This window comes from Variovorax sp. 10N412, assembly GCF_056394985.1.
The window spans coordinates 28,164-40,415 of record NZ_JBFTIO010000023.1; the positions used below are offsets into that span (position 1 = coordinate 28,164).

Annotated in this window: 12 protein-coding genes and 1 tRNA gene; 3 read left to right on the forward strand and 10 right to left on the reverse strand. The window is 64.7% G+C overall.

Annotated elements, in window-relative coordinates:
- The first annotated feature begins 5 nt into the window (after positions 1 to 5).
- Positions 6 to 1,982 carry an acyltransferase family protein gene (locus tag AC1DJH_RS30905; RefSeq protein WP_478188326.1) on the forward strand — a complete coding sequence of 659 codons (1,977 nt, stop codon included), beginning with the start codon at positions 6 to 8 and terminating at the stop codon, positions 1,980 to 1,982.
- A 17-nt stretch (positions 1,983 to 1,999) separates the two neighbouring features.
- On the opposite strand, the gene AC1DJH_RS30910 is transcribed toward AC1DJH_RS30905, so the two are convergent.
- From AC1DJH_RS30910 to AC1DJH_RS30955, 10 genes are all read right to left on the reverse strand, one after another.
- Positions 2,000 to 2,209: a DNA gyrase inhibitor YacG gene (locus tag AC1DJH_RS30910; protein ID WP_472125334.1), complete on the reverse strand. Its 210-nt coding sequence runs from the start codon at positions 2,207 to 2,209 to the stop codon at positions 2,000 to 2,002.
- Positions 2,210 to 2,240: 31 nt separating this feature from the next.
- Positions 2,241 to 2,996: a cell division protein ZapD gene (gene zapD, locus AC1DJH_RS30915; protein ID WP_435485227.1), complete on the reverse strand. Its 756-nt coding sequence runs from the start codon at positions 2,994 to 2,996 to the stop codon at positions 2,241 to 2,243.
- Positions 2,997 to 3,026: 30 nt separating this feature from the next.
- Entirely contained in the window at positions 3,027 to 4,061 is a 1,035-nt protein-coding gene (locus AC1DJH_RS30920) for a hypothetical protein (protein WP_478188327.1), read from the reverse strand.
- A gap of 1 nt (position 4,062) precedes the next feature.
- Positions 4,063 to 5,556, reverse strand: coding sequence for an MBOAT family O-acyltransferase (locus AC1DJH_RS30925; RefSeq protein ID WP_478188328.1), 1,494 nt, complete (start codon positions 5,554 to 5,556; stop codon positions 4,063 to 4,065).
- A gap of 69 nt (positions 5,557 to 5,625) precedes the next feature.
- Positions 5,626 to 6,234, reverse strand: a complete 609-nt coding sequence (gene coaE / locus AC1DJH_RS30930; protein ID WP_478188350.1) for a dephospho-CoA kinase — start codon at positions 6,232 to 6,234, stop codon at positions 5,626 to 5,628.
- A gap of 8 nt (positions 6,235 to 6,242) precedes the next feature.
- Entirely contained in the window at positions 6,243 to 7,208 is a 966-nt protein-coding gene (locus tag AC1DJH_RS30935) for a prepilin peptidase (protein WP_478188329.1), read from the reverse strand.
- Complete coding sequence (locus AC1DJH_RS30940; protein WP_472125346.1) at positions 7,208 to 8,437, reverse strand: type II secretion system F family protein; 1,230 nt, start codon at positions 8,435 to 8,437, stop codon at positions 7,208 to 7,210. Before AC1DJH_RS30940 ends, AC1DJH_RS30935 begins: the two co-directional genes overlap by 1 nt.
- Before the next feature lie 27 nt (positions 8,438 to 8,464).
- The gene (pilB, locus tag AC1DJH_RS30945) at positions 8,465 to 10,198 is read right to left on the reverse strand and encodes a type IV-A pilus assembly ATPase PilB (RefSeq protein ID WP_472125349.1); all 1,734 of its coding nucleotides are present in this window, start codon (positions 10,196 to 10,198) and stop codon (positions 8,465 to 8,467) included.
- 113 nt (positions 10,199 to 10,311) lie between these two features.
- Positions 10,312 to 10,388, reverse strand: a tRNA-Pro gene (locus AC1DJH_RS30950).
- A 50-nt stretch (positions 10,389 to 10,438) separates the two neighbouring features.
- Positions 10,439 to 11,431, reverse strand: a complete 993-nt coding sequence (locus AC1DJH_RS30955) for a polyprenyl synthetase family protein (protein ID WP_435485231.1) — start codon at positions 11,429 to 11,431, stop codon at positions 10,439 to 10,441.
- A gap of 195 nt (positions 11,432 to 11,626) precedes the next feature.
- Between AC1DJH_RS30955 and rplU the strand changes: the two genes are divergently transcribed.
- Together rplU and rpmA are read left to right on the forward strand one after the other, a co-directional pair.
- Positions 11,627 to 11,938, forward strand: coding sequence for a 50S ribosomal protein L21 (gene rplU / locus AC1DJH_RS30960; protein WP_042578903.1), 312 nt, complete (start codon positions 11,627 to 11,629; stop codon positions 11,936 to 11,938).
- Positions 11,939 to 11,950: 12 nt separating this feature from the next.
- Positions 11,951 to 12,211, forward strand: coding sequence for a 50S ribosomal protein L27 (gene rpmA / locus AC1DJH_RS30965; protein WP_435437239.1), 261 nt, complete (start codon positions 11,951 to 11,953; stop codon positions 12,209 to 12,211).
- The last annotated feature ends 41 nt before the right edge of the window (positions 12,212 to 12,252 follow it).

Here is a 12,252-nt window from a genome sequence, read left to right on the forward strand (position 1 = left end):
GAGCCATGCATCCCAAGTACCGCCCGGACATTGACGGCCTGCGCGCCATCGCGGTGGGCTCGGTGCTGGCGTATCACGCGTTTCCGAGCCTGCTGCCGGGCGGCTTCATCGGGGTCGACATCTTCTTCGTGATCTCGGGCTTCCTGATCACGACCATCCTGCTGCAGAGCCTGGCCGCGGGCGACTTCAGCTACCGCGACTTCTATGCGCGGCGCATCCGGCGGATCTTTCCCGCGCTGGTGCTGGTGCTGCTGGCCACGCTGGCCTTCGGCTGGTACGTGCTGCTGCCGGGCGAGTTCTCCCAGCTGGGCAAGCAGACCACCGGCGGGGCCGCCTTCTTCGCCAACCTGGTTTTCCTGGGCGAAGCCGGCTACTTCGACGCCACGGCGGAGACCAAGCCGCTGCTGCACCTGTGGTCGCTGGGCATCGAGGAGCAGTTCTACATCTTCTGGCCGCTGCTGCTGGGCCTGGCCTGGCGCAAGCGCTGGCCGATTCTTCGGGTGACGCTGGCCGTGGCCGCGATCTCCTTCCTGGTCAACGTGCTCACGGTGCAGCCGCACCGCGCGGCCGCGTTCTATTCGCCGCTGTCGCGCGCATGGGAACTGATGGCCGGCGGGCTGCTGGCGGCCATGCGTCTGCAGGCCGCAGGTGCGCCGGCGGGCACCGCGGATTCGCGTGCCTGGACGAAGCATGTGCAGTCGGTGGCCGGCGTGGGTCTGATCGTGCTGGGGCTCTTCATGACGCGCAGCACCAAGGCGTTTCCGGGCTGGTGGGCGCTGCTGCCTGTGCTGGGCGCGGTGAGCTGCATCGCGGCGGGACCGAACGGCGTGCTCAACCGCTACCTGCTGTCGAACCGGGTGATGGTGTGGATCGGCCTGATCAGCTACCCGCTGTACCTGTGGCACTGGCCGCTGCTGTCGTACGCGCGCATCGTCGCGGGCGGCGAGCCTTCGCTGCAGATGCGCATCGCGATGGTGGTGGCGTCCGTCGTCCTGGCCTGGGCCACCTACCGCTTCCTGGAGCGCTTCGTGAAGCTGCATCTGTCGCAGGGCATGCTGCGCGGCCTGGCGGGCGGCGGCGCGGCGCTGGCGCTGGCCGGCGTGCTGGTGTTCCTGGGCACGCCGCTGCCGCGCAACCACAGCCCGGCACTGCAGGCGGTGGCCGATGCCACGCGCGAAGACAACTACTACGGCGGCTTCGAGGAGTCCGCGCTGGGCGGGCAATTCGTCTATCGCGCCGGCAGCGGCAGGCACAACGTGCTGCTGATCGGCGACAGTCACGTCGAGCAGTACGCGCCGCGCGCGCTCGAGCTGATGCGCACGCAGCCCGGCAAGGCCCGCACCGTCTACTTCGCGACCAAGGGCTCCTGCCCGCCGGTGCCGGGGCTGTTCAGCGGCAGCGACACTAGCTGCGACGAGCGGCGCGCGGCGGTGCTCGACCTGGCGCTCAAGCCGGAGATCGATTCGGTGGTGATCGGGGCCTGCTGGAGCTGCTACTTCACCGGTGCCGGGCCCACGGTGAACTACTTCGTGGACGACAACAAGGCGGTGCACCCGTTCCTCGGCGGTGACGGCGTGGACCTGTCGCTGAAGTCGCTGGGCGAAGTGCTCAAGCGCCTGTCGGCGCACAAGAAGGTCTACCTGGTGCTCGGCAATCCGGTCGGCATGGATTTCGATCCGCTCAGGCAGATCCAGGGCAGCCGGCTCGGCGGCATGACGGCCGCCAGCGGGCAGCTGAAAGCGCCGATGCCGCAGGACCAGGCGCAGTTCAATGCGCGGCTGAAACAGGTGGCCGAAGCCAATGGGGCGCAGGTCATCGCGCCGTTCGACACCTTGTGCGCGGACGGCCAGTGCATCCGCAGCATGCCGGACGACGGCTCGCCGGCCTACAAGGACATCGGGCATCTGCGGCCGCGGTATGCGCGCAGCTTCGCGACGTACATCGACCCCGCGCTGCTGGACGAGGGAACGGACGGCAAGTAGCCCGCGCCTGGCGGCTGCTACTGGATCTTCGGATCGCCGAAGGGGTCGTCGTCGGGTGGCGCCTCGGCCGGCATGCGGAACTCCTCGCTGGCCCAGGCGCCGAGGTCGACGCCCTTGCAGCGCGCGCTGCAGAACGGCCGGTAGGCATTGCTCGGCGCGTAGATGCTGTCGCCACCGCACGTGGGGCAGCGCACGATGCGCTCGCCGTTCGCGTTCAGCTTGCTCATTGGCTTGCCTTCATGCTTCCCGCCGCGGCGTTCATGCGCAGAGGGTCAGCTCGAAGGGCGCGTCGTCCGAGCTTTGGTGCAGGCGGTCGTCCTTGTCGTGGCGCATGAGGCGCACCGACACCATGAGACGGTTGCCGCTGATTTCGGGAACCAACCCCAGCCGCGGGTCGATGCGCAAACGCAGCAGCTGGAAGCTGCGGCCCTGCGGCAGGTTCTGCTGGAACTGGCCGTGGGTGGCGATGACCTTGTAGGGCACATCGGCATCGCGCAGGAGCTTGAGCAGCAGGTAGATCGACGAGGCCAGCGGGGACAGGGTGTTCGACCAGCGTTCGAGGTCGGCGCGGCGGTCCTTGGCGGGGCGATGCTGCCAGGCGTAGTAGGCCGGCAGGTCGAACTCGCAGGTGCCGCCCGGAATACCGGCACGGCTGCGAATGCTCATGAGCCACTCGTTCTCCGTGAGCGCCTGGCCGGCCTTGCCGGACACGCCGTTGAGCGTCGTGAAGTTGCGCTCGAGCTGGCCGACGACCTGGTCGAGCACGGCCTCGGCGATGGCCGGATTGCCGCGGTAGCTGTTGAAGACGTTCTTGTGCTTGTCCAGGTCGCGCAGCACATCGGCCTTGAGGTCGGCCCGCGCGGCGACGTCCATGATCTCGAAGATCGTGATCAGGGCGAAGTGATGGGACAGCGGCGATTCAGAGGGCACCAGCTCGCCGAGCCGGCGAAACAGGTGCTCCAGCCGCAGGTAGGTGCGGATGCGCTCGTTGAAGGGGTACTCGTAGAGGATCACGCGTATCGTTTTTTCACGTCAGGTTCGAGCTCATTGCGGTCTGGCAGGCGGTGCGGGCAGCACCTGGCGCACAGCCTCCAGCATACGCTGACCGAAAAGAATGTAACCCCGGGTCGAGACATGGGTCTCGTTGGCGGGGAAAAGGTCCATGACCTTGAAGCGGTGCTGTTGCGCCAGCTCGAAAAGGTCCGGCCCGATATTCTGCGGGTTGAACGCGGCCCTGAATTCGTCGGCATGGTTTTGTTGCAAATACACCGTGCTCTTGTTGGGGACCACCATCCACAGGACCTTGTACGGCGCGGCCGTGTCCTCGAAGTTCTTCATGAAGCGCGCGGACTTGACCGACAGCGGGGCGTTGACCCGGTCTTCGGCGGTCATCAGCAGCTTGTCGCAGGCGTGGTGGCTGAACTGCTTGCAGCCGTCGGGTACCACGCGCGCATCGATCAGCGGGCCCCAGCGCTCGGGCGTGTTGGTCCAGCTGTCGGAGCGCAGGATGGCCTTGGTGTTGCGGTACGTGTACCAGCCGCTGAGCAGTTCGGCGTCCCAATTCAGCTGGAAGCCGGGTGCGGGCTTGGCCGGGTTCTCGAAGGGCGGCGGCGTGGGCTTGAAGGCGTGCGTCATCGTCTTGCAGCCTTCGGATTTCTCGATGCGGTCTTCGAGCAGGCGCTCGATGCTCTCGATGATCACCACCTTGCCCTTGAAGCCGGATTTCTCGAGCCATCCCGAGAAGTCGCCGCACACCACGCCGCCCAGGTTGTCCCAGTGGGTGGTCGTGAGCTTGTAGCCCGCGCCCACGAGGGACGCCTGCCAGGCGTAGCGCACCGAGAAGCTGTCGCCGATCACCAGGACGTCGGATTCGTTGATGGGCCAGGTCTTGACGTCCGCGTCCGGAATGGGCGGGGGCGGCGCGTGCCAGCCGAACTCGCGTTCGGAGATGCGCCCGATCCGGGTCAGGTCGCCATAGGGAATGGGAGTGAACAAGCTGACGACCAGCAACGCGCAGCACACCAGGAAACCTGCGGCGAAGATGCGAAGCCAGGTCTTGGCCGATGTCGTGTCTTCCATGTCAGAACTGGAAATAGAGGAACGGGCTGTAGTTGCCGAACTTCGACACGCACAGGCCAAAAAGATAGACGCATCCCAGCCCGGTGACCCAGGTGGCCACGCGCTGCAGGTGAGGCCGTCCGGCCAGGCCCGCGACGTTGGGAATCCAGCGGTCGAGCGTGATGGTGGGCGGAAGCGCCAGGCAGATCACCAGGCCCACCAGGAGGGTCTGGAAGAACTCGGGCTTGCGGAACGGCACGCGGAATTCGCTGAAAGCCGAAACCGGCGCGCCATGCAGGCCCAGCATGCCCTTGTAGATCTCGATGGCGGCCGTCATGCTGTCGGCGCGGAACACCACCCAGGCGATCATGACGCACAGGAAGGTGATGAACCAGCCGACCACGCGGCCCGCCACCGAGCTGCCGGTCTTGCCGCGGCGCACCTTGGCGTTCCAGAAGTGGTTGACCATCAGGAACGCGCCGTGCAGCGCACCCCAGATCACGAAGGTCCAGGCAGCACCGTGCCACAGGCCGCCCAGCAGCATCGTCAGGAAAAGATTGATGTAGCGGCGCGCCGGCCCCTTGCGGTTGCCGCCCAGCGGCACGTAGAGATAGTCGCGCAGGAAGGTCGACAGCGAGATGTGCCAGCGGCGCCAGAACTCGATCATGTTGGTCGACTTGTAGGGCGAGCGGAAGTTGAGCGGCAGCTGCACGCCCACGCACAGCGACAGGCCGACTGCCATGTCCGAGTAGCCCGAGAAGTCGAAATAGATCTGCAGCGTATAGGCCAGCACGCCGAACCACGCGGTGTACAGCGAGGGCAGAACGCCTTCGTGCACGCCCTTGAACATCATGTCGGCGTACTGCCCCAGCGGGTCGGCGATGAGCATCTTCTTGGCCAGGCCGAAGACGAAGATGCCCAGCCCCAGCGCCATGTGGTTGGCGTTGAATTTGTAGGTGGCCGGGTTGTTGAACTGCGGCATCATCTGCGCGTGATGCAGCACCGGGCCCGCGATCAGGTGCGGGAAATAGGTCACGAACAGCGCATAGTGGACGAAGCTGCGCTCTTGCACCTTGCCCTGCCAGCAGTCGACCAGGAAGGCGATCTGGGTGAACGTGTAGAACGAAATGCCGATCGGCAGCACGATGTGCACCAGATCGATCTGCGCGAAGCCGGCGGCGGCCAGGCCGGCATCGATGTTTTCCAGGAAGAAGTTGGCGTACTTGAAGACCGCCAGCACCCCGAGGTTGACCACCAGCGCAATGATCAGCAGGGCCTTGCGGTGCTTGTCTTCCCGGCTCGGGGAGGGGGTGAGTCGCAGTCCGAACCAGTAGTTGATGCAGATCGACCCCAGCAGCAGGGGCAGCGCCTTGACGCTCCACCAGCCGTAGAAGAAGAGCGAGGCCAGTGCCAGGAAACCCGCCGCCGCTCGGGGACTGCGCGCGCCGATCAGGAAGAAACCGATCAGGACCAGCGGAAAGAAAACGAAGATGAAGGGATACGAATTGAAAAGCATCGTGAGGGGCGCTAAGGCGTGCGCCGTTTGACGTGACCGTCGTGTCGCCGCTGCGGCGTCAATGCCAAATTATCGCGTGCCCGCCGCAACCCAACGTTCCCAGAGACCCCACACCTGCGCCCCGAGTTGCTCCAGGGTCAGGGACTCGTTGTAAATGACCGCGTCCGCGGCCGCCCTGCGCGCCTTGCGCGGGGCCTGCTGGGCTATGACTGCCTCGACGGCTTCCGGTGCCCAGCCTGAGCGTGCGACCACGCGTTTCATTTGCGTTTCCTCGGTGGCGTCGACCACCAGCACCCGGTCGACGAGGGTGCGCCAGCGGCCCGATTCGACCAGCAGGGGAACGTCGAAGACCACCACCGCATCGTGACCGGCCGCCGCGGCCTGGCGCTCGGTTTCGGTGCCGATGAGGGGGTGCAGGATGGCTTCCAGGCGACGCTTGGCGCTGGCATCGGCGAACACGATCCGGCGCATTGCGGCCCTGTCGAGGCCGCCGTCCGGGGCGATGACGCCGGGGCCGAAGTCGGCCTCCAGCGCAGGCATCGCGACGCCCCCGGGCTGCGCGATGGCACGCGCAATGGCGTCGGTGTCCACCAGCACGGCGCCCTGTCGCACCAGCAGGCCGGCCACCGTGCTCTTGCCGCTGCCGATGCCGCCGGTCAGGCCGATGCGCCGCACCATGGCCGGCGTCAACGGACCCACGCGCCCAGGGGGAAGGCGAACGGAATCCATTGCCTCACGACCTCCGGGCCCGCCACCAGACAGATGAGGCCCGCGCCGGCCAGGAAGGGGCCGAAGGCGATCGGGATGTCCTTGTGCGCCAGCTTGCCTGCCACGCGCAGCGTCACACCGATCACGGCGCCCACCAGCGAAGAGACGAGGATGATCGCAATGAGGTAGTCGGCGCCGAGCCAGGCGCCCAGCGCAGCCAGCAGCTTGAAGTCTCCATAGCCCATGCCCTCCTTGCCCGTGACCAGGCGAAAGGCATGGTACACAAGCCACAGGCTCAGGTAGCCGAACACGGCGCCCCAGACGGCTGAACTCAAAGGCACCCCGGTCCAGCCCGCCGCCGCGCCGATCAGGCCAAGCCACAGCAGGGGGTAGTTGAGCGAATCGGGCAGGAACTGGGTGTCGAAATCGATCAGGAACTGGCAGACCAGCAAGGCGCCGAATGCGGCCCAGAGCGCGCCCGCGGGCGTGACACCGAAGCGCCAGGCGCACAGGGCGAACAGGGCGCCCGTGACGAGCTCGACCAGCGGGTAGCGCGGGCTGATGGCGGTCCTGCAGGCGCCGCAGCGGCCACGCAGCACCAGGTAGCTCAGCACGGGGATGTTCTGGTACCAGCGGATCCTGTGGCCGCAGGCGCCGCAGCGCGAGGCGGGACGCGCCAGGTCGAAAGGGGACTGCGCTTCGATGACCGCCGCGGCCCTGTCGGCCGCGACCTCCAGCCCGGCGGGGGGCGCGACCTTCGAGCCGAAGGCCAGCGACCACAGCGAGGGGGCATCCTTCGACGACATGAGGTTCGCGACGGCGTCGGCGAGCCAGTCGCGGTACATCATCACCGGCGTGCGGTAGATGACGACGTTGAGGAAACTGCCGATCAATAGCCCCAGCACACCGGCGAACGCGGTGTCGAATTCCCTCGACACGAGCATCAGACGACCTGGCCGAGCTTGAAGATGGGCAGGTACATCGAGACCACGATGCCGCCGATGATTGTGCCCAGGAACACGATGATGATGGGCTCCATCAGGCTCGACAGGCCCGCGACCATGTCGTCCACCTCGGACTCGTAGAAGTCGGCCGCCTTGCCCAGCATGTGGTCGATGGATCCGGACTCTTCGCCGATGGCGGTCATCTGGATGACCATCGAGGGAAAGAGGTTGGCATTGGTCATGGCCGCGGTGAGGCTGGTGCCGGTGGAAACCTCCTGCTGGATCTTCGCCGTGGCGTCGCCGTAGACGCTGTTGCCCGAGGCCCCGCCCACCGAGTCGAGGGCTTCGACCAAGGGGACGCCGGCGGCGAACATGGTTGCCAACGTTCGCGTCCAGCGGGCCACGCACGATTTTTCGATCAATGTGCCGAAGATGGGAATGCGCAACAGGACGCGGTCCATGACCTTCTGGAAACGCTCATTGCGTTTCCACGCCTGGATGAAGAAGTAGAGGCCTCCGCCGATGCCGCCGAAGATCAGCCACCAGTACGAGACGAAGAATTCGCTGATGGCCATCACGAACAGCGTGGGCGCAGGCAGGTCGGCGCCGAAAGAAGTGAACACCTGCTTGAACGCCGGAATCACAAAGATCATGATGATGGCCACCACCACGAAGGCCACGACGACCACGGAGGTCGGGTACATCAGCGCCGACTTGATCTTGGACTTGATCGCCTCGGTCTTTTCCATGTACGTGGCAAGGCGGTCCAGCAGGTCTTCCAGAATACCGGCGGCTTCGCCGGCTTCCACCAGGTTGCAGTAAAGGTTGTCGAAGTACTTCGGAAACTTCCGGAAGGCCGCCGACAGCGAAGTGCCGGTTTCCACGTCGGTGCGAATGTCGTTGAGCAGCTTGGCCACGCTGGCGTTCGCGTTGCCGCGTCCAACGATGTCGAAGGACTGCATCAACGGCACGCCGGCCTTCATCATCGTTGCCAGCTGGCGCGTGAAGATCGCGATGTCCTTGGGCTTGATGGCCTTGCCCGAGCGCATCCGGCGCTTCTTGATCTTCGACGCAAGCACGCCTTGGCGGCGCAACGCCGCCTGCACCTGGTTCTCGCCGGCGGCCCGAAGTTCGCCGCGCACCATCTTGCCATTGCGGTCCTTGCCCTCCCACTCGAAGACAAACTCCTTGTGCGTGGGCTTGGAGCGGGGGGATGCCACTGTTGCCATTCGATCTCCGGTTTCTCGGTGTGTTCGTTACAGGTTGGTGCAGGCGACCACTTCTTCGAGCGAAGTGAGACCTTGCATGACTTTGCGCAACCCCGACTGGCGCAGCGAGCGCACGCCTTCGGCCTCGGACTGCTGGGCGATGTCGAGCGCGCTGCCGTCGCGCAGGATGATTTCCTGGATCGCCTCCGTGATCGGCATCACCTGATAGATGCCCACGCGCCCCTTGTAGCCGCCGCTGCATGCGGAGCAGCCGACGGGGCGATAGGGCTTCCACGTTCCGTCCAGCTGTTCTTGCTGGAATCCGGCTTCGAGCAGCGCTTCGCGCGGCACTTCGGTGGGCACGCGGCACACGGTGCACAGCCGCCTGGCCAGGCGCTGCGCAGTGATCAGGATCACGCTGGACGCAATATTGAATGGCGCGATGCCCATGTTGCGCATCCGCGTGAGCGTGGTCGGCGCGTCGTTGGTGTGCAGCGTGGATAGCACCAGGTGGCCTGTTTGCGCGGCCTTGATCGAGATGTCCGCAGTTTCCAGGTCGCGGATTTCGCCGACCATGATGATGTCCGGATCCTGGCGCAGGAAGGCGCGCAGCGCGGCCGCGAAGGTGAGCCCCGCCTTTTCGTTCACGTTGACCTGGTTGACGCCGGGCAGGTTGATTTCCGAGGGGTCTTCCGCGGTCGCGATGTTCACGCCCGGCTGATTCAGCAGGTTCAGGCAGGTGTACAGCGACACCGTCTTGCCTGAGCCCGTGGGGCCGGTCACCAGCACCATTCCGTAGGGGCGGCCGATGGCGTGAAGGAGGCGCGCCTTTTCGTCTGCGTCATAGCCCAGCGCATCGATGCCCAGGCGAGCGCTGCTGGGGTCAAGAATACGGATGACGATCTTTTCGCCGAACAGCGTGGGCAGGGTGCTCACGCGAAAGTCGATGACGCGGTCAGGGCCGATCTTGAGCTTCATGCGGCCGTCTTGCGGCACGCGCTTCTCGGAGATGTCGAGCCGCGAGATGACCTTGATGCGCGACGCCAGCTTGTCCTTGATGACGGTGGGCGGGCTGGCGATTTCGCGCAGCTCGCCGTCGATCCGGAACCGCACGCGGTACTGGTGCTCGTACGGCTCGAAGTGGATGTCCGACGCCCGCATGCCGATCGCGTCGAGCAGCATCTTGTGAAGAAAGCGTACGACCGGCGCGTCTTCGACTTCGGCAATCGCCTGATCGGAGGCTTCGCTCGAAGTTTCGGAAGTGACTTCGTCGAACTCGAACTCGCTGCCGACAATGTTGTTGATGGTCTCCGCCGCGCTCACTGCAGCGGCTTCGATCATTCGAGAAAGCTTGTCGTATTCCGCAATGACCCAGTCGACGCCCATCTGGGATGCGAACTTGATCTTTTCCGCCGCTTGCTGGTCCGACGGGTCGGCTGTTGCAACAATCAGACGATTGTTGCGCTTGCTCAGGACGACGATGCGGTACGCGTGGCACAGCTTGACGTCGAGCAGGTCCTTGGGCAGGCGCTGCGGATCGATCGCATCGAGGTCGAGAAGCGGAGCGCCGAAGGCGCTCGAGAGCGTGTGGGCCAGATCGGCCGCCGAGACGGCGCCAGAGCCGGTGAGCTCGGCGATGAAGCTGGTGCGCCCGCTCAGCGACTTCTGATAAATGTCCTCAGCGGACTTGGCGGGAAGCTTGCCGGCCGAAACCAGAGCACGTGCGAGCCCTGGGAGCGCAATCTGCGCAGGTTCTTTGACGGGAAGTTCGGCAGCGGCCATTCAGCGAATGCAAAAGATGTGAAAAAATGCTTCACGATCATCGCTGAACACTCCTGCGCTGTAAATCGCCATACAGCAACAGGCGCGGCCATTTATTTATGCCAGCCAAAGGCTGGTCGGGGTGAGAGGATTCGAACCTCCGGCCTCTACGTCCCGAACGTAGCGCTCTACCAGGCTAAGCTACACCCCGATGGTTGCAAGAAAAAAGTAATCGCCCTAGATGCCAACTCAGTGAGGTGTTCAGGTACGTCGCTCAAGCAACTGAGCCGCCAATTGTAGCAAACCTGAAGCGTACAAATTGGACGGAAAGTCTTTCAATGCGTGAATCGCGCGTTGTGCCTCGGCGGCGGCGGCTGCGCGCGAGGCATCCAGCGCCCCGGTTTCGCGAACGATTTCGACGATTTTTCCCAGTTGGGCGGTGTCGCCAGCCTCGATGGCTGCACGAACCAGTGCACTCTGCGCAGGGGTGCCGCGCTGCATCGCGAAGATGAGTGGGAGCGTGGTCTTGCCTTCGCGCAGGTCATCGCCCACGTTCTTCCCGGTTTCCTGGGCATCGCCCGCGTAGTCGAGCACGTCGTCGATCACCTGGAAAGCGGTACCCAGCGCCTGGCCGTAGGTGGCGCATGCCTGCTCCGTGTCTGCAGAGGCGCCTGCGAGCACGGCGGCGAGCCGGGTGCTGGCTTCGAAAAGCTTGGCGGTCTTCGAGCGGATCACGCGCAGATAGGCCTCTTCGTCCAGCGACGCGTCGTGCATGTTCATCAGCTGGAGCACCTCGCCCTCGGCAATGATGTTGGTGGCCTCGGCCAGGATTTGCATCACGCGCATGTTGTCGGCGTCCAGCATCATCTGGAAAGCGCGCGAATAGAGGAAGTCGCCGACCAGCACGCTCGCTGGGTTGCCGAAGGACTCATTGGCTGTCGCCCGGCCGCGCCGAAGGGTCGACTCGTCGACCACGTCGTCATGCAACAGGGTGGCCGTGTGAATGAACTCCACCACGGCCGCCAGGTTGAAGCGTTGCTCGCCGGTGTAGCCCAGCGCCCCCGACATCAGCAGCAAAAGCGCAGGCCGCAGGCGCTTGCCGCCCGCGGAGATGATGTATTTCGAGACTTGGCTGACCAGCGGCACGCCCGTGTCGAGGCGGTGGGCAATCACACGGTCGACTTCGACCATGTCGCCTGCAATCAGGTCCAGCACAGTGGCGGTGGGGGAGGTGTCGGCGGCGGGAACTGGCAAAGCGTGGGCGCGGGGCGCTGCTGGAAATGATGGCGGCCCCCTTCTATGAAGGGAGGGCCGGAAATGCCAAATTATAGGGAGCCACCGTGGCTTCCCCATGCTGCCGGGCCTGTGGCTGGGCGGCGAGTGCAAACCGCGCTATAATCTTGGGCTCTGCGGAATTCGCCGTGGGGACTCAATTTCTAAGAGGTTTACATGTACGCGGTCATAAAAACCGGCGGCAAGCAATATCGCGTTGCTTCCGGCGAAAAAATTAAAGTAGAACAGATTGCTGCGGACGTAGGCCAGGAAATCGTGATCGATCAGGTTCTGGCTGTCGGAAACGGCGCTGAAATCAAGGTTGGCACGCCCCTGGTGTCCGGCGCAACGGTGACAGTCACGGTACTGTCGCACGGTAAGCACGACAAGGTTGGCATCTTCAAGATGCGCCGTCGCAAGCACTATCAGAAACGTCAAGGCCATCGCCAGCAGTTCACCGAACTGCAAATCGGCGCGATCGCCGGCTAAGGAGCACATTCCATGGCACAGAAAAAAGGCGGCGGCTCAACGCGAAACGGGCGCGATTCCAAGCCCAAGATGCTCGGCGTGAAGACGTTCGGCGGCGAACTGATCAGCGCAGGCTCGATCATCGTGCGCCAGCGCGGCACCAAGTTCCACCCCGGCGTGAACGTCGGTCTGGGCAAGGACCACACGCTGTTCGCCCTGGTCGACGGCCATGTGTCGTTCGGTTTCAAGGGTGCATTGAACAAGCACACGGTCAACGTGACTCCCGCGGCGTAAGCCTCGCAGTCATTTCGATCACCCGAGGCCCCGCATTGCCG